This window comes from Streptomyces cirratus (genome assembly GCF_014650775.1).
GTDB classification, from domain to species: Bacteria; Actinomycetota; Actinomycetes; order Streptomycetales; family Streptomycetaceae; genus Streptomyces; species Streptomyces cirratus.
In genome coordinates this window covers 248,440-269,477 of sequence record NZ_BMVP01000005.1, presented here as the reverse complement: position 1 = coordinate 269,477, position 21,038 = coordinate 248,440, and the positions used below count along the sequence as shown (strand labels likewise).

At 73.9% G+C, this 21,038-nt stretch carries 20 protein-coding genes; 13 read left to right on the top strand and 7 right to left on the bottom strand.

Annotation, left to right across the window (positions count from 1 at the left end; translation table 11 throughout):
- Positions 1 to 162 precede the first annotated feature (162 nt).
- Positions 163 to 1,008, top strand: coding sequence for a chitosanase (locus tag IE207_RS16530; protein ID WP_190184966.1), 846 nt, complete (start codon positions 163 to 165; stop codon positions 1,006 to 1,008).
- Here the strand turns inward: IE207_RS16530 and IE207_RS16525 are convergent.
- The gene (locus IE207_RS16525; RefSeq protein WP_190184965.1) at positions 981 to 2,408 is read right to left on the bottom strand and encodes a glycosyltransferase 87 family protein; all 1,428 of its coding nucleotides are present in this window, start codon (positions 2,406 to 2,408) and stop codon (positions 981 to 983) included. The two genes, IE207_RS16530 and IE207_RS16525, sit on opposite strands and share 28 nt — an antisense overlap.
- Before the next feature lie 113 nt (positions 2,409 to 2,521).
- On the opposite strand from IE207_RS16525, the gene IE207_RS16520 reads away from it, so the two are divergent.
- The 3 genes from IE207_RS16520 to IE207_RS16510 are packed head-to-tail and all read left to right on the top strand — an operon-like array spanning position 2,522 to position 4,598.
- Positions 2,522 to 3,691 (top strand): molybdopterin-dependent oxidoreductase, encoded by a 1,170-nt coding sequence (locus IE207_RS16520; RefSeq protein WP_190184964.1) that lies wholly within the window; start codon positions 2,522 to 2,524, stop codon positions 3,689 to 3,691.
- Positions 3,688 to 4,095 (top strand): hypothetical protein, encoded by a 408-nt coding sequence (locus tag IE207_RS16515; protein ID WP_190184963.1) that lies wholly within the window; start codon positions 3,688 to 3,690, stop codon positions 4,093 to 4,095. The genes IE207_RS16520 and IE207_RS16515 overlap by 4 nt, the downstream gene beginning before the upstream one ends.
- A 17-nt stretch (positions 4,096 to 4,112) precedes the next feature.
- On the top strand, positions 4,113 to 4,598 hold the full coding sequence (locus IE207_RS16510) for a GNAT family N-acetyltransferase (RefSeq protein ID WP_190184962.1): 486 nt from the start codon (positions 4,113 to 4,115) through the stop codon (positions 4,596 to 4,598).
- 18 nt (positions 4,599 to 4,616) lie between these two features.
- Here the strand turns inward: IE207_RS16510 and IE207_RS16505 are convergent, their stop codons facing one another.
- From IE207_RS16505 to IE207_RS16490, 4 genes are all read right to left on the bottom strand, one after another.
- Positions 4,617 to 5,504, bottom strand: a complete 888-nt coding sequence (locus IE207_RS16505; protein WP_190184961.1) for a ribosome-inactivating family protein — start codon at positions 5,502 to 5,504, stop codon at positions 4,617 to 4,619.
- Positions 5,505 to 5,687: 183 nt separating this feature from the next.
- Entirely contained in the window at positions 5,688 to 6,368 is a 681-nt protein-coding gene (locus IE207_RS16500; RefSeq protein ID WP_190184960.1) for a class I SAM-dependent methyltransferase, read from the bottom strand.
- On the bottom strand, positions 6,365 to 6,982 hold the full coding sequence (locus IE207_RS16495) for a TIGR04282 family arsenosugar biosynthesis glycosyltransferase (protein ID WP_190184959.1): 618 nt from the start codon (positions 6,980 to 6,982) through the stop codon (positions 6,365 to 6,367). Before IE207_RS16495 ends, IE207_RS16500 begins: the two co-directional genes overlap by 4 nt.
- Positions 6,979 to 7,671, bottom strand: coding sequence for a glycosyltransferase family 2 protein (locus IE207_RS16490; RefSeq protein WP_190185123.1), 693 nt, complete (start codon positions 7,669 to 7,671; stop codon positions 6,979 to 6,981). Before IE207_RS16490 ends, IE207_RS16495 begins: the two co-directional genes overlap by 4 nt.
- Before the next feature lie 130 nt (positions 7,672 to 7,801).
- Here IE207_RS16490 and IE207_RS16485 point away from each other — a divergent pair, with 130 nt between their 5' ends.
- On the top strand, positions 7,802 to 8,572 hold the full coding sequence (locus IE207_RS16485) for a response regulator transcription factor (RefSeq protein ID WP_190184958.1): 771 nt from the start codon (positions 7,802 to 7,804) through the stop codon (positions 8,570 to 8,572).
- Positions 8,569 to 9,678 carry a sensor histidine kinase gene (locus IE207_RS16480; RefSeq protein WP_190184957.1) on the top strand — a complete coding sequence of 370 codons (1,110 nt, stop codon included), beginning with the start codon at positions 8,569 to 8,571 and terminating at the stop codon, positions 9,676 to 9,678. Before IE207_RS16485 ends, IE207_RS16480 begins: the two co-directional genes overlap by 4 nt.
- 327 nt (positions 9,679 to 10,005) lie before the next feature.
- Here the strand turns inward: IE207_RS16480 and IE207_RS16475 are convergent, their stop codons facing one another.
- Positions 10,006 to 11,070 carry an NAD-dependent epimerase/dehydratase family protein gene (locus tag IE207_RS16475; protein ID WP_190184956.1) on the bottom strand — a complete coding sequence of 355 codons (1,065 nt, stop codon included), beginning with the start codon at positions 11,068 to 11,070 and terminating at the stop codon, positions 10,006 to 10,008.
- Positions 11,071 to 11,322: 252 nt separating this feature from the next.
- On the opposite strand from IE207_RS16475, the gene IE207_RS16470 reads away from it, so the two are divergent.
- The 4 genes from IE207_RS16470 (at position 11,323) to IE207_RS16455 (ending at position 17,326) form a co-directional block, all read left to right on the top strand.
- Entirely contained in the window at positions 11,323 to 11,679 is a 357-nt protein-coding gene (locus tag IE207_RS16470) for a DUF805 domain-containing protein (RefSeq protein WP_190184955.1), read from the top strand.
- 188 nt (positions 11,680 to 11,867) lie between these two features.
- Positions 11,868 to 14,090: an NADP-dependent isocitrate dehydrogenase gene (locus tag IE207_RS16465; protein WP_190184954.1), complete on the top strand. Its 2,223-nt coding sequence runs from the start codon at positions 11,868 to 11,870 to the stop codon at positions 14,088 to 14,090.
- A 229-nt stretch (positions 14,091 to 14,319) separates the two neighbouring features.
- Positions 14,320 to 15,999, top strand: a complete 1,680-nt coding sequence (locus IE207_RS16460) for a glycoside hydrolase family 71 protein (RefSeq protein ID WP_190184953.1) — start codon at positions 14,320 to 14,322, stop codon at positions 15,997 to 15,999.
- Positions 16,000 to 16,144: 145 nt separating this feature from the next.
- Positions 16,145 to 17,326, top strand: coding sequence for an aminotransferase class V-fold PLP-dependent enzyme (locus IE207_RS16455; protein ID WP_190184952.1), 1,182 nt, complete (start codon positions 16,145 to 16,147; stop codon positions 17,324 to 17,326).
- A gap of 3 nt (positions 17,327 to 17,329) precedes the next feature.
- On the opposite strand, the gene cobF is transcribed toward IE207_RS16455, so the two are convergent.
- On the bottom strand, positions 17,330 to 18,082 hold the full coding sequence (cobF, locus tag IE207_RS16450; RefSeq protein ID WP_190184951.1) for a precorrin-6A synthase (deacetylating): 753 nt from the start codon (positions 18,080 to 18,082) through the stop codon (positions 17,330 to 17,332).
- A gap of 18 nt (positions 18,083 to 18,100) precedes the next feature.
- Here cobF and IE207_RS16445 point away from each other — a divergent pair, with 18 nt between their 5' ends.
- From IE207_RS16445 to IE207_RS16435, 3 genes are read left to right on the top strand one after another with little or no spacing between them, the layout of a single operon-like run.
- Complete coding sequence (locus tag IE207_RS16445) at positions 18,101 to 18,877, top strand: (Fe-S)-binding protein (RefSeq protein WP_190184950.1); 777 nt, start codon at positions 18,101 to 18,103, stop codon at positions 18,875 to 18,877.
- Positions 18,874 to 20,358 (top strand): lactate utilization protein B, encoded by a 1,485-nt coding sequence (locus IE207_RS16440; RefSeq protein ID WP_190184949.1) that lies wholly within the window; start codon positions 18,874 to 18,876, stop codon positions 20,356 to 20,358. The genes IE207_RS16445 and IE207_RS16440 overlap by 4 nt, the downstream gene beginning before the upstream one ends.
- On the top strand, positions 20,355 to 21,038 hold the full coding sequence (locus IE207_RS16435; RefSeq protein ID WP_190184948.1) for a LutC/YkgG family protein: 684 nt from the start codon (positions 20,355 to 20,357) through the stop codon (positions 21,036 to 21,038). The genes IE207_RS16440 and IE207_RS16435 overlap by 4 nt, the downstream gene beginning before the upstream one ends.

The following is a 21,038-nucleotide window of genomic DNA, read 5'->3' as shown; positions in this document are numbered from 1 at the left end:
GCGGTGGGCTCGGTACTCGGGTCGTCGCCAAGCATTCGGAGCCGGAGCCGGCCGCGGATTGGATTGCTCCGGAAATGACAACGGGGGTTTTCGCGGCCCCCGTTATCTGGTAGGAAAGTTTCCTAACGGAATCGGACGCCTCAACCCCCGTATGGAGGCCTTGTGTTCGCCCCCCACCGCAAGAGCAAGACCGTCGCCGTCGGAGCCCTCCTGGGCGCCGCCCTGCTCGCCGTCCCCGTCGCCGCGCACGCCACCGCGGCCCCGGCCGCCCCGGCCGCCGCGGCAACGGCCGCCAAGGCGACCGGACTCGACGACCCGGCGAAGAAGGACATCGCCATGCAGATCGTCTCCAGCGCGGAGAACTCGTCGCTGGACTGGAAGGCCCAGTACAAGTACATCGAAGACATAGGCGACGGCCGCGGCTACACCGCCGGCATCATCGGCTTCTGCTCCGGCACCGGCGACATGCTCGACCTCGTCGAGTACTACACGCAGGTCAAGCCCGGCAACGTACTCGCCAAGTACCTCCCGGCACTGCGCAAGGTCGACGGGACCGACTCGCACCAGGGCCTGGACCCGAACTTCACCAAGGACTGGGCGAAGGCCGCCCAGGACAGCGAGTTCAAGAAGGCCCAGGACCACGAGCGCGACCGGGTCTACTTCGACCCCGCCGTCAAGCAGGGCAAGTCCGACGGGGTCGGCACCCTCGGCCAGTTCATGTACTACGACGCCATCGTCATGCACGGCGACGGCACCGACTCCACCAGCTTCCGCAACATCCGCAAGCGCGCCCTGAGCAAGGCCAAGCCCCCGGCCCAGGGCGGCAACGAGACCACCTGGCTGAACGCCTTCCTCGACGCCCGGGTCTGGGCGATGAAGCAGGAGGAGGCGCACAGCGACACCAGCCGCGTCGACACCGCCCAGCGGGTCTTCCTCAAGAAGGGCAACCTCAACCTCAACACCCCGCTCGACTGGAAGGTCTACGGGGACTCCTTCCACATCGGCTGAGCCACGCGCGGCGGCCCGGACCGGACACCCCTCCCCGCCCGGGCCGCCCACCCCGCCAGCACCGCCCCGGCCGCCAGCCCGTACAGCACCTGCACCGTCACACCGCCCAGCAGGCGCGGGGCCACGTACGCCACGGCGCCCGCCACCGCGACCCCCAGCCACTCGGCGCGGCCGTCCAGCGCCACCAGCGAGACCAGCAGCAACGCGTACCAGGAGTACCCCGGCGTCATCAGCAGGAACGCGGTACCCGTCACCGTCAGGGCCCCGCTCCAGGGCCGCAGCGGATCACCGCGCCACCAGACGTACGCCACCACCGCCACCATCCCCACCGCCACGGCCGGCACCGCCCACGACGCCGGGAGCACCAGCCGCAGCAGCGCGTACCGGCCTCCCGCGGCCGGGTCCTGGTACCCCTCCTCCTCGGCGTAGCCGCCGAGGTACCCGAAGACGGACGAGCGGGACACGAGGGCGTACGGCAGGTACACCAGCCCCACCACCGCGGCCGCCGGGAGCAGCACCGCCGCCGCGTCCCGCCACCGCCGTACGCCCGCCAGCGCTCCCGGCAGCAGTACGGCCGGCAGCAGCTTCGCGGCGACCGCCAGCCCGAACAGCGCCCCGCCCGCCGCCCGTCGGCGCACCACCACCCCCAGCGCGGCCACCGACAGCAGCACCGCCAGGCCGTCGACGTGGGCGTCGTTCACCGCCTCCACCGCGACCGCCGGACACCACGCCCAGTACGCCGCCGCCCGGGGATCCGCGCCCGCGCGCCGCCGGACGAGCAGCAGCGCCCCCGTGACGCCGAGCGCCGTCAGCGCGCCGCCGGCCTGGAGCGCCTTGTGGCGCACCCCGGGCGGCGACAGGACGTGCACGAGGGCGAAGTACCCCTCCGCCACCGGCGGGTAGATCGTGTGCACGGCCGGCCGGTTGATGCGGGTGCACACTCCCGGCTCGACGGCGGCCCTGTCCGGCCCGGCGCAGGCCGCGCGGCCGCGCGGGAACAGCCAGCCGTCGCGCAGCCCCCGCAGGGCGGGATCCGCGGGGGCGTGGTCGTACGGGGAGATCCCGGCGGCCTGGACCCGGCCGTCCCAGGCGTACCGGAAGGAATCGGTGCTGGTCAGCGGCGGCCCGGTCAGCCCCACCGCCGCCACGGCCAGCGCGCCCGCCAGCACCAGCGGCACGACGCGCCGCTGCGGGACCCGGCGCAGCGACCACACCGCCGCGGCGAACAGCGCCCAGGCGGCGGCGTACCAGGGGATGAGCCCCGCCGGGTCGGCGAAGTACCCCGCGTCGCGGACGGCCGGCACGAGGACGGCGGTCAGGGCCGCGAGCAGCAAGGCGGTGACGGCGGTCCAGAGGCGGGGGCGGGGGTGGTCGGGCGGGCGGCGACGGGGCTCGTTCATTGCGCCAGCCTCCCAGCGTGGACCCCCGGACCGGCGCGTGACCTGCCCGACGTCCGCGTTCCGTAAGGTGTCCAACGGCCCGCGCGGGGCCCGGCGGCGGTGTGATGGACGGCATGACTTCCCACACCCCGCGCAGCCGGTGGCGGCCCCTGCTCGCTTCCGTCCGGCCGCCTTCCTTCTCCGGCCGGTTGCACGACGCCCGAACCGCCACCGCCGTCGGGCGGTGGCTCGGCGCGGCTTTCGCCGTCTGCTTCGTCACCGGACTGCTCAGCCACTACCTCCAGCACCCGCCGCCCTGGGCCGCGGACGCCCTGCCTTCCCGGCCGGTCTGGGGCTACCGGCTCAGCCAGGGCCTGCACATCGCGACCGGGCTCGCGGCGCTCGTGCTGCTGCCGGTCAAGCTGTGGACGGTGTACCCGGCCCTGTTCGTCTGGCCGCCGGTGCGCGGCGTGCGGCACGCACTGGAACGGCTGTCGGTCGCCGCCCTGGTGGCGTCCGCGGTCCTGGAGGTGTTCACCGGCCTGCTCAACATCGTGCAGTGGTACCCGTGGCCCTTCGGGTTCGTCCAGACGCACTTCGCGCTGGCCTGGGTCGCCGCCGGTTCGATTCTCCTGCACATCGCCGTCAAAGCCCCTGAGATCAGGGCGCATTGGGGCCGGCGTTCAGCCGGGACGCTCGCACTCCCGGCGCAGGACGGCCCGGACCGGCGCGCGCTGCTCCTCGGCGTCGGCGCCGCCGTCGGTACCGTCACCCTCACCACGGCCGGGCAGGCCTTCACCCCGCTCAAACGGCTCGACCTGCTCGCGCCCAGGCACCCCGACGCGGGGCCGATGGGACTGCCGGTGAACCGGACGGCCGCGGCCGCCGGAATCACCGCCGGGGCACTGTCGCACTGGCGGCTCGAGGTGATCGGCCCGGACCCGTACCGCCTGACACTCGATCAACTGCGGGCGCTGCCAGGGGCCTCCGCCCGGCTGCCCATGGCCTGCGTGGAGGGATGGAGCGTGGACGCCCGCTGGAGCGGGGTCCGGATCAGGGACCTCCTCGCCCGGGCCGGCGCCCCACCCGGCGCCGGGCTGCGGGTCACCTCGATGGAGACGTCCGGCGCGTACCGGGTGACGGAGATGGGCCGGGAGCACACCGAGGACCCGCTGACCCTGCTGGCGCTGGAACTCGGCGGGCAGGTGCTCTCCCCGGACCACGGGTACCCGGCGCGGATCATCGCCCCCAACCGGCCGGGCGTGCTCCAGACCAAGTGGGTCACCCGCCTGGAGGTGCTGTGACGGTCTACCGGTACACCCTGGGCGCCCTCGGGCTGCTGCTGGCCGCCGTCGGGGCCCGGCTGGTCGCCGTACTGCCCGACCCCCTCGACGTACTCGTCTGGCTGGGCGGGGCGCTCGTCCTGCACGACGCGGTCATCGCCCCGCTGGTGCTGGGTGCCGGCCTGCTGACGGCGGCGCTGCCCGCGCGGGGGCTGCTGCGCGGGACGCTGCTGACCGGCGGCGCGGTGCTGCTGGTCACGCTGCCGCTGCTCCTGCGGCCGGGTGGCGCCGCCAACCCGTCGGCGCTGCCGCTCCCGTACGGGAGGAACCTGCTGCTGGTCCTGGGGGCGGTGGCGGTGGCGGCCGGGCTCCTCGCGGCGGTCCGCGCGGTGCGCTCGCGCGGCCGCCGCCGACGGGACGCGTAAGCGCATACGCTGGGGTCATGGTGAGGCTGGAGCGGCTCAGGGCCGATCACGCGGACGCCCTGCTGGCCTTCGAGCGGGAGAACCGGGCGTACTTCGCGCGCTCGGTGCCCGACCGGGGCGACGCGTATTTCGCCGGCTTCCCGGCCCGGCACCGGGCGCTGCTCGCCGAACAGGAGGCGGGTGTCTGCCACTTCCACCTGGTGTTCGACGCCGAAGGCGAACTGGCCGGACGGATCAACCTCGTGGACGTCCGGGAGGGCAGCGCCGAACTCGGCTACCGGATCGGCGAGGACGCGGCCGGCCGCGGCCTGGCGACGGCGGCGGTCGCCGGGGTCCGCCGACTGGCCGTGGCCCCGTACGGACTGCGCGAACTCACCGCCGTCACCACCCTCGACAACCCCGCCTCCATGACCGTCCTCACCCGCAACGGTTTCGTGGCCGTCGGTGAAACCTTCGTCGACGGCCGGCCGGGCACCCGCTACACCCACCGGCTCCCGGCCTGACCACCGTCGGCGGATGAGCTACAGCAGCGCTTCCGAGCCGTGGAGCTCCACGAAACCGACGACCGTCCTCAGCCTGTCGAAGCTCGTGACGTTGTTCCCGATCAGTCGCACCGAAGCCGGCCGGCCCTGGCGCCAGCTGTGCGCGGCCCTGGAGAGCGCGCCCCACTGGTTCTCCATCTCGGCGTAGTCCCGGCTCAGCTGCCAGTTGGTGAAACCGTTGATGTTCCCGTAGACGCGGTTGAAGATCGGTCCGAACCGGGCGGCTTCCGAGAGGATCGTGATGGCCATCAGCATGCCCCGGTCGACGCGGGTCTCGTCCCATTGCGAGACGTTGTGCAGGTCCCGGAGCGCGTTGAAGATGTTGGTGGAACCGAGGTACATGTTCTCGCGCGTGCTTCCGCCGCCCAGACTGAGGTAGCTGCCGTTGCGCGGCATGAAACGCACGGACACGCCCAGGTCCTGCTGGAACTGCTGCTGGCGCCCGTCCTGGAAGGCCCAGTGCTGGTTGGCGCCGGGCGAGTAGAACCCCGCGACGTAGAGATTGTCCGCCCACAGGTAGACGGAGACGAGATCGCTCCCCTGGTTCCGCACGCGGACCTGGATCAAGCGGTTGGTGTTCCGGGTGGTCTGCTGGACGAGTCCGCTGTCGGCGTTGGTCGAATCGCCGTAGCTGTTGCGGTGGATGGCGTCGATCAGGTTCCAGTAGCGATTGGCGTGCTCACCCCGGCCGGCGGTGATGTCGGTGATGTCCCAGTCGATGACGGGCCAGTTCTGGAGCTGCGCCCGGCTCACCCCCGCCGGCTGCGCGGCCGGCGCGGTCGTCGCGGAGGCGGCGCCGGCCAGTGGCGCGATGAGCGCGGTGGCGGCGGTGATCGACAGCAGTGCGCAGCGAGTCCTCTTGAGCACGGTCCCTCGAAGTGGGTAGGCGAGCGGCGACGCCCGGACGATGTGGTCCGAACAGCATCCGCGGACATCCGCCCCGCCCTTTGCCCCGCAGCGCATGCGCTCTTGCCCGTGCGCGCATGCCGTCGCGGCGCACACGGGTCCGCATCCGGACCGGGCCCACCGCCACCGGATCTCCGACTCAGGTCACCGGATCCGGCGCGGTGGGCGATCGCGGGTGAGTTCCAGGAAGACCCGGTCCCGCGCCGACCAGCGCTCGGACGGCGTCCAGCCGGAGGCCTTCGCGTGGGCGGTCAGCGCCGTGGGGCCGACGCGGGCCCAGGCAAACGGGGAGCCGAGGCCGCCCCGGCCGTCCGCGACGCGGACCTCGCAGCGTTCGTCCACATCCACCTCCGCGCACTCGACGACCAGCGCGCCCGTCTGCGCCAGCACCTCGGCCATCCGCCGCAGCAACGCCGCCGGGTCACCGCCGATACCGATGTTCCCGTCGATCAGCAGCGCCGTGTCCCAACGCCCCTCCCCGGGGAGGGAGTCGAAGACCGACCGGTGCAGTGCGGTGCCGCCCGAGCGGGCCGTACGGGCCACCGCCTCCGGGCTGACGTCGATCCCCAGCGCGCGGTGCCCCCGGGCGGCCAGCGCCGACACCAGCCGGCCAGGACCGCAGCCGATGTCCAGGACCGCTCCCCGGCAGCGGTCCAGCACCGTCCGGTCCGCCCCGTCGGGCTCCTCGCACCAGCGCTCCACGTCCAGCGGCAACAACCAGCCGTCCCCGCGCCGCAGGAACAACGGTCCGCGACCGCTGCGCAGCGCGACGGTGTACGGGTCCGCCGACCAGGCCGTGGCCGCTACCGCCCCTCGCGCGCTCATCGGCGGGCCGCCTGGGTGAGCCGAGCCAGCTCCACCGCGAACGCGCCCGCCGGGGCGTCGGCCGCCACCAGCCGGGCGTCCTCGGCGGTGTCCACGTCCCGCAGCACCGGCAGCCGCCCGATCCGCAGGCCGGCCGCACGCAGCCGCTCGTATTGGACGGCGCCCGTCACGGACACGGACATCGGCACGCCCCGCAGCAACGCCGGATCCGGCACGGCCAGACCGAGCGCCCAGAACCCCCCGTCCGCGGCCGGACCGAACCATGCGTCGCGCTGCGACCAGTCGACCGCCAGCAGCTCCGGCGTGACCTGCGGGGTGTCCATCCCGATCAGCAGCGCGGGCCCGGCGCACCCGGCGAAGGCGGCGGCGAGCCGCTCGTCCAGGCCACCGGACGCCTGCGGCACCACCTCGAACCCGGGCGGCAGCCACGGACCGGGCCGCCCCTCCAGTACGAGCACCCTCCGCTCGGCGGGGGTCCGGGCCACCGCGTCCAGGGTGTCGGCCAGCGCGGCCTCCGCAAGCCCGGCCGCCTCGGCGGCGCTGAACGGCGGCGTCAGCCGGGTCTTGACCCGGCCCGGCAGCGGCTCCTTCGCGATCACCATCAGCGTGCTCACCGGGCACCCCCGGCCACCGGACGGCCGGCGGCGGGCTCCGCCAGCACCCGGCTCATGTCCCGTACGGCCTGCCAGGTGCCCCGCCAGGTGCCGGTCACCTTCGACTTCCCGGACCGCGGCAGGTACGGCACGTCCACCTCCCGCACCCGCCACCCCGCGTCCGCCGCCCGCACCACCATCTGCAGCGGGTACCCGGAGCGCCGGTCGGTCAGGTCCAGCCCCAGCAGGCCGGTGCGCCGCGCGGCCCGCATGGGGCCCAGGTCGCGCAGCTCCAGCCCGGTCCGGCGGCGCAGCATCCGCGCGAGCGCCAGGTTCCCGGCCCGGGCGTGCGCGGGCCAGGCACCCCGGCCCTGCGGACGGCGCCGGCCCAGCACCAGATCGGCCTCGCCGGCCGCCACCGCCGCCACGAACCCGGTCAGCAGCCCCGGGTCCAGGGAGGCGTCGCAGTCGCAGAAGCAGACGACGTCCGCCTCGGCGGCGAGCAGCCCGGCGTGGCAGGCGGCGCCGAACCCGCGCCGCTCCTCGCGCACCACGGTGGCGCCGAGCCCGCGGGCGATCTGGGCGGAGCCGTCGGTGGAGCCGTTGTCCACGACCAGGGCCCGCCAGCCGGCGGGGATGCGGTCCAGCACCCAGGGCAGGGCCTCGGCCTCGTTCAGACAGGGGAGTACGACGTCTACGGTCGCGGTCATGGTCACGGGTCCACCGTAGGAAGCCGCAGGCCCGGATCGGGCCTGCCACTCCTTACGGAACGCGGACGTCTCCTCCGGCCGGACCGGCGCGCGTCCCCGAACGGGGGCGCCGGATGGGAGGCTGGGCGGCATGAGCATGGAAGCGCCCCCCGCCCGGGTCCTCGTCGTGGACGACGATCCGACCGTCTCCGAGGTCGTCGCCCAGTACCTGCGGCGCGCCGGTTTCACCGTCGAGGAAGCCGGTGACGGACCGTCCGCCCTGGACCGGGCCGGGCGGCTCCGGCCCGACCTGGTGGTCCTTGACCTGATGCTGCCGGGGCTGGACGGGCTGGAGGTGTGCCGGAGGCTGCGCGAGAGCGGCCCCGTACCGGTGATCATGCTGACGGCCCGGGGTGACGAGGACGACCGGATCGCGGGCCTGGAGGTGGGCGCGGACGACTACGTCACCAAGCCGTTCAGCCCGCGCGAGCTGGTGCTGCGGGTGACGTCCGTCCTGCGGCGCAGCCGGGCCGCCGGGCCCGTCGGCGCGCCGCGGGTGCTCGCGGGCGCCGGGATAGCGCTCGACCCCGCGACCCACCGCGCCACCAAGGACGGGCGGGAACTCACCTTGACGCTGAGGGAGTTCGACCTGCTCGCGCACTTCCTTCGGCACCCCGGCCGGGCGCACGGCAGGGAGGAGCTGATGCGCGAGGTGTGGGGCTGGGACTTCGGGGACCTGTCGACGGTGACCGTGCACGTACGGAGGCTGCGCGCGAAGGTGGAGGCCGACCCGGGCCGGCCGCGGCTGATCCAGACCGTCTGGGGAGTCGGCTACCGCTTCGACCCCATGGGCGCCACCGAACCGCCGGAGCCCACGGGCGCCGCCGACCCGGGCTCCGCCGGGACGGGGGAGACGGCGTGACCGACGCCCTGCTCATCGCACTGTTCGCCCTCGGCGGTGCCGCCTGCGCCGGGGTGCTCGGCGCGGGCGTCCTGCGGCTGGTGCGCCGCCGCTCGGTCGCCGTCTCGCTCACGGTCGTCGCGGCCGTCACCGTCACCGCGATGCTGGCCGGCACCCTCGCCGTAGCCCAGGCCATGTTCCTGTCCCGGCACGACCTCGGTGTGGTGACCCTGGTCGCGGCGATGGCGGCGGTGGTCTCCCTGGCGACCGCGCTCCTGCTGGGGCGGTGGGTGGTCGCCCGCAGCAGGGAACTGTCCCGCGCGGCACGCGACTTCGGTGACGGCGGCAGCTTCGCGGCCCCGCCCGGGCAGACCACCGCCGAGCTGGACGCGCTGTCCCGCGAGCTGGCGGCGACCAGCGCGAAGCTGGCCGCGTCCCGGGAGCGGGAGCGCGCGCTGGAGGCCTCGCGGCGCGAGCTGGTGGCCTGGATCTCGCACGACCTGCGGACCCCGCTGGCGGGGCTGCGGGCCATGTCCGAGGCGCTGGAGGACGGCATGGCCGCCGACCCGGCCCGCTACCACCGGCAGATCCGCACCGAGGTGGAGCGGCTGAACTCGATGGTCGGGGACCTGTTCGAGCTGTCCCGGATCCACGCGGGCGCGCTCTGCCTGACCCCGAGCCGGATGTCGGTGTACGACCTGGTCGGGGACGCGCTGTCGGGAGCGGACCCGCTCGCGCGCGAGCACGGGGTACGGCTGGTCGGGGGCACCGTCGAGCGGGTGCCGGTGGAGGTGGACGGCAAGGAGATGACCCGGGTCCTGGCGAACCTGCTGATCAACGCGATCCGGCACACCCCGGCCGACGGGACCGTCGCCATCGCCGCCCAGCGGCAGGACGGGGCGGTCGTCCTGTCCGTCACGGACGGGTGCGGGGGCATCGCGGCCGAGGACCTGCCCCGGGTCTTCGACACCGGCTGGCGCGGCACGACCGCCCGTACGCCCCCGGCGGGGGCCGGTCTCGGCCTCGCCATCGTCCGCGGCATCGTCGAGGCCCACGCCGGCCACGCCACGGTCCACAACGTCCCCGGCGGCTGCCGCTTCGAGGTCACCCTGCCCCTCACGGCCTGACCCCTCGGCACCCCCCGCCCCGCGCCGCCCGGCCCTGCCCGGCACCCGCCGTCCACGCTCGTTCGGGACCCTGCACCCGCGCCGTCCGGACCCGGTGTGCGGACGCATTTCGGACCGGCCGCACCGGCCGCACGGGGCGCCTGATCCTTCACGGCACGGCCCCGCCCCGGCCGGCATCCGCCCTCCGCGTTTGCTCGGGGCCCTGCACCCGCGCCGTCCGGACCGGGTGTGCGGACGGACCTCGGACCGCCCGGGCTCCCGGCCGCGCACGGCGCCGCACTGCCCGCCACGCGCCGTCGGGCGAACGTGCCGTGGGGGGCGGGAGGGTCAGACCAGGCTCGCCCGCTGGGTCGCGTGGGCGAATTCCGTCATGCCCTGCGCGAAGGAGACCTCGGGGCGCCAGCCCAGGTCCGTGCGCAGGCGGCGGGAGTCGGCCGTGATGTGCCGGACGTCGCCGAGGCGGAACTCGCCCGTCACGACCGGGGCCGGGCCGCCGTGCGCGGCCGCGAGGGCCGAGGCCATCTCCCCGACCGTGTGCGGCTCGCCGCTGCCCGTGTTGTACGCGGTGCAGGCGCCGGGCGGGAGGGCGCCCGGGGAGTCCAGCGCCTCCAGGGCCGCCACGTTGGCCGCCGCGACGTCCCCGACGTGGACGAAGTCGCGCCGCTGGGCCCCGTCCTCGAAGACGCGCGGCGCCTCGCCCCTGGCCAGCGCCGACCGGAAGAACGAGGCCACCCCCGCGTACGGGGTGTCGCGCGGCATCCCCGGCCCGTACACGTTGTGGTAGCGCAGCGACACCGCCCGGCCGTCCACGCACCGCGCCCACGCGGCGGCCAGGTGCTCCTGCGCCAGCTTCGTGGTCGCGTAGACGTTCCGCGGGTCGGCCGGGGCGTCCTCGGCCACCAGCCCCGGGGCGAGCTCCGCCCCGCAGGAGGGGCAGCGCGGCTCGAACCGGCCCTCGGCCAGGTCCGAGGCCCGGCGCGGCCCGGGCCGGACGACCCCGTGGCGGGGGCACTCGTAGCGGCCCTCCCCGTAGACGACCATCGAGCCCGCGAGCACGAGTCGGGGGACGCCGCTTTCGGCCATCGCCGCGAGCAGGACCGCCGTGCCGAGGTCGTTGGCCCCCACGTAGGCGGGCGCGTCGGCGAAGTCCTTGCCGAGCCCGACCATCGCGGCCTGGTGGCAGACGGCGTCCACCCCGCGCAGCGCCGTCAGCACGGCATCGCGGTCCCGCACGTCGGCCCGTACGAAATCGGGGCCCGGCACCTCCTGCGGGACGGGATGGGCGGCCGGCAGCAGGGAATCCAGGACCACGGGGTGGTGCCCGCGCCGACGCAGGGCGGTGACGACGTGCGAGCCGATGAACCCGGCTCCTCCGGTGACGAGTACGCGCATGCACCGGACGCTACGGAGTCCGCCGCGCCGCCGGCCCCCGCCGCGCGCCGCCGTAAGGGTTCCGTCACTTCCACCGCGCCGTCCGGCGGACCGCAGCCTTTGGTCACGGAAGCGTCAACTCCCCGTCACCGTAAGGGAATCCGGGTAGCTTCCGGCTCTCGAATGGCTTGAGAGCGCCATAAGGAGGGCATAAGTCCGGCCTGTGGCCGCTCCTGCGGGAGGAGTGGCCGAATCCGTTCCCTGGGGGGACCCGTGCACTACTACACGGACGTACTCAAGCGCTACGCCGACTTCGACGGCCGGGCCCGCCGGCAGGAGTACTGGATGTTCGTCCTGTGGAACATCCCGGTCGTCGTCGTCCTGATGGTCATCGACTTCGCGCTCGACAGCTACCCCGTCATCACCTGGATCTACACCCTCGCCGTCTTCCTGCCCAGCCTGGGCGTCTCCGTCCGCCGGCTGCACGACACCGGCAAGTCGGGCTGGTGGTACCTCATCAGCCTGATCCCCTTCATCGGGGGGATCTGGATGATCATCCTCATGGCCACCGAAGGGAACCGGGGCGCGAACCAGTACGGGGAGGACCCCAAGCAGGTCGTCGCCGCCTGATCCGCACCGTCCCCTCCCGGCGCCGCCTCCGGTCACGAACCGACCGGAGGCGGCGCTTTCGCGCGCCTGGTGACATGTCTCTCGCGACCTTGCGGCCGGGGGGCTGTCCGGACCGGCCCGATCACGAGATATCTTGATGTCGAGCAATGTTGCAGACGAGAGACGCAGACTGTGGAGCGGAGCATCCGGTGACTGACTCGACCATCATCTACACGCACACTGACGAGGCCCCGGCCCTCGCGACGTATTCGTTCCTGCCTGTGGTCCAGGCGTACGCGTCGACGGCCGGTGTGAATGTCGAGACCCGTGACATCTCCCTGGCCGGTCGGATCATCGCCGGCTTCCCCGAGTACCTGGCTGAGGGGCAGCGGATCGCCGATGCCCTCGCCGAGCTCGGCGATCTGGCGAAGACGCCCGAGGCGAACATCATCAAGCTGCCCAACATCTCGGCCTCCATCCCGCAGCTCAAGGCCGCGGTCGCCGAGCTCCAGGGCCAGGGCTACGCGCTCCCGGACTACCCGGACGACCCGAAGACCGACGAGGAGCGCGAGATCCGCGCCCGCTACGACAAGGTCAAGGGCAGCGCCGTCAACCCGGTCCTGCGCGAGGGCAACTCCGACCGCCGCGCCCCCGCCTCGGTCAAGAACTACGCCAAGGCCCACCCGCACCGCATGGGCGCCTGGAGCCCCGAGTCCAAGACCAACGTCGCCACCATGGGCGAGAACGACTTCCGCTCCACCGAGAAGTCCGCCGTCATGGCCGAGGCCGGCACGCTCCGCATCGAGCACGTCTCCGCGGACGGCAAGACCACCGTGCTCCGCGAGTCCGTACCGGTCCTCGCCGGTGAGGTCGTCGACGCGTCCGTGATGCACGTCGACGCGCTGCGCACCTTCCTGAACGACCAGATCGAGCGTGCCAAGGCCGAGGACGTCCTGTTCTCCGTCCACCTCAAGGCCACGATGATGAAGGTCTCCGACCCGATCGTCTTCGGCCACGTGGTCCGTGCCTTCTTCCCGAAGACCTTCGCCCGCTACGGCGACGCCCTCGCCGCCGCCGGCCTGTCCCCGAACGACGGCCTCGGCGCGATCCTCAAGGGCCTCGACGGCATCGCGGACCTCGGCGACGAGATCAAGGCCTCCTTCGAGGCCGAGCTGGCCCACGGCCCGGCCCTCGCCATGGTCGACTCCGACAAGGGCATCACCAACCTGCACGTCCCGTCCGACGTCATCGTCGACGCCTCCATGCCGGCCATGATCCGCACCTCCGGCCACATGTGGGGCCCGGACGGCCAGGAGGCCGACACCCTCGCCGTCCTGCCGGACAGCAGCTACGCCGGCGTCTACCAGGCCGTCATCGACGACTGCCGCGCGCACGGCGCCTTCGACCCCTCCACCATGGGCTCGGTCCCGAACGTCGGTCTCATGGCGCAGAAGGCCGAGGAGTACGGCAGCCACGACAAGACCTTCGAGATCGCCGACGCCGGCACCGTCCGCGTCGTCGACGCCGAAGGCAACGTGGTCCTGGAGCAGGAGGTCGCCGCCGGCGACATCTTCCGCGCCTGCCAGACCAAGGACGCGCCGATCCAGGACTGGGTCAAGCTCGCCGTCACCCGCGCCCGCGCCACCGGCGTCCCGGCCGTCTTCTGGCTGGACGAGAGCCGCGCGCACGACGCGCAGCTGATCGCCAAGGTGAAGACGTACCTCGCCGAGCACGACACCGACGGTCTCACCATCAAGATCCTCCCCCCGGTCGAGGCCACGGCCTACTCCCTGGAGCGGATCCGCCGCGGCGAGGACACCATCTCGGTGACCGGCAACGTGCTGCGCGACTACCTGACCGACCTCTTCCCGATCCTGGAGCTGGGCACCAGCGCCAAGATGCTGTCGGTCGTCCCGCTGATGAACGGCGGCGGCCTGTTCGAGACGGGCGCCGGCGGCTCCGCCCCCAAGCACGTGCAGCAGCTCGTCAAGGAGAACTACCTGCGCTGGGACTCGCTCGGCGAGTTCCTGGCGCTGGCCGTCTCCTTCGAGCACCTGGCGACCACCACCGGCAACGCCCGCGCCCAGGTGCTGGCCGACACCCTGGACCGCGCGACCGGCACCTTCCTCAACGAGGACAAGTCGCCGAGCCGCAAGCTGGGCGGCATCGACAACCGCGGCAGCCACTTCTACCTCGCCCTGTACTGGGCGCAGGAGCTGTCGCGCCAGACCGCCGACCCGAAGCTGGCCGCGGCTTTCGACCCGCTCGCCAAGACGCTGGCCGAGTCCGAGGAGAAGATCGTCGGCGAGCTCATCGCCGTCCAGGGCTCCCCGGCCGAGATCGGCGGCTACTACCAGCCCGACCCGGCCAAGGCCGCCGCGGTGATGCGCCCGTCCGCCACGTTCAACCAGGCGATCGCGACCCTGGGCTGATCACCCCCGCGTTCCGCGCGTTCCGCCCCGGCCGGCCCAGTGCCCGGCCGGGGCGGTCCCGTGTCCGGGCCCGCGCCGCAGGCGCGGCCCTGCGGTCGGCGTAGGGGCCCTGGTCCCCGCGACGTACGCGCGGCGGGCCGGTCGTCCGCGAACGGTTGTCCGGGCGCCGGGAATCGGCTCTACTGCTGTGCAGCCCCGCGCACGGGGCATATTCCGGGAGGGGCGGCGGATGAACGCGGACCGGCGGGCACAGCGGACGGCGCGGCCCTCCTCGCACCGGCGCCGGCCCCGCTTCCGGGGGCGCAGACCCCTCCTGGTGCTCCTGCTCTCGCTCTTCCTGCTCGTCGGCGTCTGCGCCGCGACCGGTATCGCCTGGGACCCCTTCACCGCCGAGGCCCTCCAGGAACGTTCCGCGCCCGCCACGGGCGGCCCCTCGCCCGGCGGCCCCGCCGCCGCCCCCACTCCGAGCCACAGCAGCGCCCCGAGCAGCGCAGCCCCGCAGAAGGCGATGCCGCGCGCCGAGGTCGACACCGGCGCGCCCCGCCCGACCGGGGCGCTGCCCTTCGACCTGCCGGCGCCGGCCGCGCTGCGCTCCGGTGCCGCGGGCAAGAAGCTGGTGTTCGCGCACTACTTCACGCCGTACCCGCTCTCCCTCGACAACGCGAGCGCCGAGGCCGACTACTACACCCGCAACTACCTCAACCCCGCGGGCGAGAACGGAAAGCACCAGCGCTACGGCGGCCTGCTGCGCGACCGCCCGCTGCCCGTGCCGCCCAAGTCCGGCGACTGGGAGTACGCCAACCTCCGGCAGGAGGTGCGCACCGCCCGCGACGCGGGCGTCGACGGGTTCACCCTCGACCTGTTGTCGCTGTCCGGGAGCAACTGGGACCGGGCCGAGCTGCTGATGACCGCGGCCCACTCGGTGGACCCCGCCTTCAAGATCATGCTGATGCCCGACATGACCGCCCTGCCGTCCGACGACCCGGCGGTGCTCGCCGACGCCCTCGCCGCCCTGGCCGCCCACCCCGCCGCGCACCGGCTCGGTGACGGGCGCCTCGTGGTGTCGCCCTTCAAGGCGGAGGCCAAGAGCGCCGGTTGGTGGTCGCGGGTCATGGACTCCCTGCAATCCCGCCACGGCGTCCGCACCGCCCTCGTCCCGCTCTTCCTCGACTTCGACGCGAACCACGCGGCGTTCGCCCCGATCAGCCACGGTTTCTCCGAATGGGGCACCCGCAGCTACGTCGGCCAGGAGGGCACCACCGCCGAGGTGCACCGGGCCCACCAGGCGGGCAAGATCTGGATGCAGCCCGTATCCGTCCAGGACAGCCGCCCCAACCAGGGCGTCTACGACGAGGCGGGCAATACCGCCACCCTCCGCTCGACGTGGACGCACGCCATCGACGACGGCGCCGACTGGGTGCAGCTGACCACCTGGAACGACTACTCGGAGGGCACCCAGTTCGCGCCCTCCCTCCACAACGGGTACGCGTACCTGGACCTGACCTCCTACTACCTGACCCGGTTCAAGACCGGCAGCCCGCCCCGGATCGTGCGGGACACCCTCTACCTCACGGCGCGCACCCAGTTCGCCTCCGCCGGCCCCACCGGCGGGCAGTCGCTGGTGATGGCGCCCCGCAAGGGCAGCGCCGCCCCGCGCGACACGGTGGAGGTGCTCAGCTTCCTCACGGAGCCCGCGGCGGTCCGTACGACCGTGGGCTCCGTCCAGGGCGCGTACGAGTCGCCCGCGGGCCTCCACTGCGAGCTGCTGCCCCTGAAACCGGGCACGAGTTCGGCCCGCGTGGTCCGGGACGGCCGCGCGGTGGCGGAGGTGGAACTGCCCTACCCGGTGGACCGGACGGTGGACGTGCAGGACCTCCAGTACTACGCGGCGACCAGCGGACGGGAGTAGGACCGGGGGCCCGGCCACACTGGCGGAATTGGCCCTGGCGGACCGCTCGCAGACGCCCGCATGCTCCGCAGGACCGCCCCACCGCCCGCCACCCGCCGCCGTCCCCACCGCCCGCCACCGCCCGCCGCCGTCCCGGAGGAGCAACGTGACCCAGCCGACCACCGACCCGAAGAGCGCGCCGACCGCCGCACCGACCCGCCCCTCGGCGTTCCCGGGCGGGCCGCAGCTCTTCCGCCTCGACCCGGCGATCGCCCACCTCAACCACGGCTCGTTCGGCGCCGTGCCCCTCGCCGTCCAGGAGGTCCAGGCGACGCTGCTGGAGGAGGTGCACACAGACCCCGACGCCTTCTTCGTCGACGTGGCCGACCGGATCGCCGCCGCCCGCGGCAGGGTCGCCGCGCACCTGGGGGCCGACCCCGACGGGCTCGCGTTCATCTCCAACGCCACCGAAGGCGCCAACCTCGCGCTGAACGCCATCGAACTCGCCGACGGCGACGAGATCCTGGTCACCGACCACGGCTACGGAACGGTGGTCGCGGCCGCCGCCCGCCGGGCCCCCGTCACCACCGTCGCGCTGGACCCGGACCTGCCCGACGAGGACGCCGTCCGCGAAGCCGTCCTGGCCGGCCTGACACCCCGCACCAAGGTGGCGCTGCTCGACCAGATCAGCTCGCCCACCGCCCGCCTCATCGCGACCCCGGAGCTCCTCGCCGACCTGGCCGCCCGGGGCGTCACCACCGTCGTCGACGGCGCCCACGCCCCCGGCATGCTCGCCGACCCCCTCGCGGGCGGCGCCGACTTCTGGTTCGGCAACCTGCACAAGTGGGGCTACGCCCCCTCCGGCAGCGCCCTCCTCGCCGTCGCCCCCCGCCACCGGGGCCGCATCAGGGCACTGGTGCCCTCCTGGGAGGACGGCGACGGCTTCCCCCGCTCCGTCGAGAACCGGGCGACCGCCGACTACACCGGATGGCTCGCCGCCCCCGAGGGACTGGACCTCCTGGACCGGCTCGACGCCGCCAAGGTACGGGCCCACAACAGCACCCTCGCCGCCTACGGCGCGGCCCTGCTCGCCGAACTCCCCGGGCTCACCCCGCTCCCGTACGCGGCGGGACTCGGCATGCGCGCCCTGCGGCTGCCGCCCGGCATCGCCGAAACCCCGGAAAGCGCCCGGGAGCTGCGCGAGCGGATCGCGCGGGAGCTGCGCATCAGGGTGCTGATCTGGCCGTGGCCCGGCGGCGGCGGCATCCGGGTCTGCGGGCAGCTCTACACCCGCCCCGAGGAGTACGAACGCCTCGCCGCCGAGTTCCCCGCCCACCTCGGGCGGTGAGCCTCAGCCGCGCCGCAGCAGGTAGGTGTCCATGATCCATCCCTTGCGGGCCCGGGCCTCGGTCCGCAGCTCCTCGATCCGGCCCGCGACCTCCGCCAGCTTCCCCGACACCAGGATCTCGTCCGGCGTGCCGACGTAGGCGCCCCAGTAGATGAAGAGGTCCTGGTCCAGGTGGGCGGTGAAGGCGTGCCGCGCGTCCAGCATCACCACCACGTCGTCCACGTCCTGCGGCCAGCCCTCGGCCAGCCGCCGGCCGGTGGTGATCTGGACCGGCCGCCCGACCCGGTTCAAGTTGGTGCGGTGCCGGGCCAGCAGTGAGGAGATGCTGCTGATGCCCGGAACCACCTCGTGTTCGAAGGCGACCCGTCCCCGCTCCAGCACCTCGTCCAGGATCGCGAGGGTGGAGTCGTACAGCGACGGGTCGCCCCAGACCAGGAACGCGCCCGTCTCCCCGTCCGCGAGGTCCTCGGCGATGAACCGCTCGAAGATGGCGGCCCGCGCGCTGCGCCAGCCGTCCACCGTCGGGGCGTAGTCCGCCGGCGTCCGGTCGCGGTCCGGGTCCCGCCCCTCCACGAGCCGGTGGCCCGGACGGGCGTGTGCTTCGAGCATCGCCCGCCGCAGCCCCGTGAGGTCCGCCTTCTCCTCGCCCTTCTCCAGGATGAGGAACGCGTCCGTGGCACCGATCGCCTTGACCGCCTGGAGGGTCAGGTGGTCCGGGTCGCCCGCGCCTATGCCGATCACTGAGAACTTCTTCACGCCGCTATTGTGCCCGTCATGCGTGCCGCCCTGTTCGTCACCTGCGTCAACGACGCCCTGTACCCGCGCACCGGGGTCGCCGTCGTGCGCCTGCTGGAGCGGCTCGGCGTGGACGTGGACTTCCCGGCCGCGCAGAGCTGCTGCGGTCAGCCCCAGTACAACACCGGCTACCGGTACGAAAGCGAGCCGCTGCTGCGCCGCACGGCGCGGGCCTTCGCCGGCTACCCGTACGTGGTCGCCCCCTCGGGCTCCTGCGTCGCCATGATCCGCGAGCACTACCCCCGCATCGGCGCCCGGGCGGCGGCCGAGGGACGCGGAAACGAGCTGGCGGACCTCGCGGCCGGCCTCGTACCGCGCGTGTACGAGCTGACCGAATTCCTGGTCGACGTCCTCGGAGTGACCGACGTCGGCGCGTACTTCCCCCACACCGTCACCTACCACCCCTCCTGCCACGGCCTGCGCGCCCTCGGGCTCGGCGACCGCCCCCGGCGGCTCCTGGCCGCCGTCCGGGGCCTGGACCTGATCGAACTGCCCGGCGCCGAGGAGTGCTGCGGGTTCGGCGGCACCTTCGCCGTCAAGAACCCCGACGTGTCCGCCGCGATGGGCGCCGACAAGGTCCGTGCCGCCCGCGCCACCGGCGCCGAGGTGCTCTGCGGCGCGGACAACTCCTGCCTCGCCCACCTCGACGGAACGCTCCGCCGGGCCGGCGCCCCCCTGAGGACCCTGCACATCGCCGAGATCCTGGCGTCGACGGACGAGGCGGCCACCACGACGGAGGGGAAGCACCCGCGATGACGGCCACCCACCTCGGCATGCCCGCCTTCCCCGCCGCCGCCCGGGAAGCCGTACGGGACGACGTGCTGCGCGCCAACCTCCGCCGCGCCACGCACACCATCCGCGACAAACGGGCCCGCGCCGTCTCCGAACTGGCCGACTGGGACCGGCTGCGCGCGGCGGGCAAGGCCGTCAAGGACCACACCCTGCGCCACCTCGACCACTACCTGCTGCGACTGGAGGCCGCGGTCACCGCCGCCGGCGGCACCGTGCACTGGGCGGCGGACGCGGCCGAGGCCAACCGGATCGTGACCGCGCTGGTGCTGGCCACCGGCGAGCGGGAAGTCGTCAAGGTCAAGTCGATGGCCACCCAGGAGATCGGCCTCAACGAGGCGCTGGAAGCGGCGGGGATCGCCGCGTACGAGACCGACCTGGCCGAACTCATCGTGCAAATGGGCCACGACCGGCCCTCACACATCCTCGTCCCGGCCATCCACCTCAACCGCGCCGAGATCCGCGAGGTCTTCCGCACCGAGATGGGCCGCTGGGGGCGGCCGGCCCCCGACGGGCTGGGCGACGACCCGCGAGAACTGGCCGAAGCGGCCCGACTGCACCTGCGCGAGAAGTTCCTGCACGCCAAAGTCGCCGTCTCGGGGGCCAACTTCATGGTCGCCGAGACGGGCACGATGGTCGTCTTCGAGTCCGAGGGCAACGGACGGATGTGCCTGACCCTGCCCGAGACCCTCATCTCCGTCGTGGGCATCGAAAAAGTGGTGCCGACCTTCCGGGACCTGGAGATCTTCCTCCAGACGCTGCCGCGCTCCTCCACCGCCGAACGGATGAACCCGTACACCACGATGTGGACCGGGCTGGGCCCGTCGAAAGGGGCGGACGGCGACGGGCCCGCAGCCTTCCACCTCGTCCTCCTCGACAACGGCCGCACCGACACCCTCGCCGACGAGGTGGGCCGCCAAGCCCTGCGCTGCATCCGCTGCTCCGCCTGCCTGAACGTCTGCCCCGTCTACGAGCGCGCCGGCGGCCATGCCTACGGCTCCGTCTACCCCGGCCCCATCGGCGCGATCCTCAGCCCCCAACTGCGGGGCACCGACGAGGAGATCGACGCCTCGCTGCCCTACGCCTCCACGCTGTGCGGCGCCTGCTACGAGGTGTGCCCCGTCGCCATCGACATCCCCGAAGTCCTCCTGCACCTGCGCGAACGCGTGGCCCAGGGCGGCCCGGCGACCCGCGAGGGCATCCGCGTACGCATCCGGCCCGCGCGCGGCCACACCGCCGAACGGGCCGCGCTGCGCGCCGCCCGGCTGCTGCTGGAACGCCCCGGCGCGCTGCGCGCGGGGGAGCGGCTGCTGTCCCGTGCCCGGCGGCTGCGGCCCCGCCGGCTGCCGGGACCGGGGCGCGCCTGGACCGACAGCCGCGAGCTGCCCCGGCCGCCGCGGGAACCGTTCCGCGACTGGTGGGCCAGGGAGCGGGGAGGACGCGCATGAGCGGCAGGGACCGGGTACTGGGCCGGATCAGGCGAGCCCTCGGGGAGCAGGGCGCCGGCGAGGGCGGGATCGGACGGGCGCCGGGGGAGCCGGGCGCCGGCGAGGGCGGGATCCCCCGCGACTACCTCCGCGTCCACGGCGACCGCACACCCGCCGAATCAGCTGACCTGCTCGCCGCCAACCTCGCCGAGTACCGCGCGAAGGTCCACCGCACCGACGAGGACGGCCTCGCGCCGCTCCTGGCCGCGCTGCTCGCCGAACGGGGCGCCCGGACCGTGCTCGTGCCGCCCGGCCTGCCCCCGTCCTGGCTCGACGCGGCGCAGGCGGTCCGTGTCGAGGACCGGGCCGGCTCCACCCCGTACGCGCTCGACGCCGTGGACAGCGTGGTCACGGGCTGCGCGCTCGCCGTCGCCGAGACCGGCACGATCGTCCTGGACGGCGGCCCCGACCAGGGGCGGCGCCGGATCACCCTGATCCCGGACCACCACATCTGCGTGGTCCGCGTCCCTGACCAGCTGGTGGACTCCGTCCCGCAGGCGCTCGAACGCCTCGACCCCACCCGCCCGCTGACCTGGATCTCCGGCCCCTCCGCCACCAGCGACATCGAGCTCGACCGGGTGGAGGGCGTCCACGGCCCCCGTACCCTGGAGGTGGTCCTGATCAACCCACCCGCACAATGA

Coding starts and splice junctions, on each gene's coding strand:
- IE207_RS16510 (WP_190184962.1), top strand. CDS start 4,113: ATGGTGAGGCTGGAGCGGCTCAGGGCCGATCACGCGGACGCCCTGCTG.
- IE207_RS16475 (WP_190184956.1), bottom strand. CDS start 11,070: ATGCGCGTACTCGTCACCGGAGGAGCCGGGTTCATCGGCTCGCACGTC.
- IE207_RS16525 (WP_190184965.1), bottom strand. CDS start 2,408: ATGAACGAGCCCCGTCGCCGCCCGCCCGACCACCCCCGCCCCCGCCTC.
- IE207_RS16520 (WP_190184964.1), top strand. CDS start 2,522: ATGACTTCCCACACCCCGCGCAGCCGGTGGCGGCCCCTGCTCGCTTCC.
- IE207_RS16460 (WP_190184953.1), top strand. CDS start 14,320: ATGAACGCGGACCGGCGGGCACAGCGGACGGCGCGGCCCTCCTCGCAC.
- IE207_RS16440 (WP_190184949.1), top strand. CDS start 18,874: ATGACGGCCACCCACCTCGGCATGCCCGCCTTCCCCGCCGCCGCCCGG.
- IE207_RS16435 (WP_190184948.1), top strand. CDS start 20,355: ATGAGCGGCAGGGACCGGGTACTGGGCCGGATCAGGCGAGCCCTCGGG.
- IE207_RS16445 (WP_190184950.1), top strand. CDS start 18,101: ATGCGTGCCGCCCTGTTCGTCACCTGCGTCAACGACGCCCTGTACCCG.
- IE207_RS16500 (WP_190184960.1), bottom strand. CDS start 6,368: ATGAGCGCGCGAGGGGCGGTAGCGGCCACGGCCTGGTCGGCGGACCCG.
- IE207_RS16490 (WP_190185123.1), bottom strand. CDS start 7,671: ATGACCGCGACCGTAGACGTCGTACTCCCCTGTCTGAACGAGGCCGAG.
- IE207_RS16485 (WP_190184958.1), top strand. CDS start 7,802: ATGAGCATGGAAGCGCCCCCCGCCCGGGTCCTCGTCGTGGACGACGAT.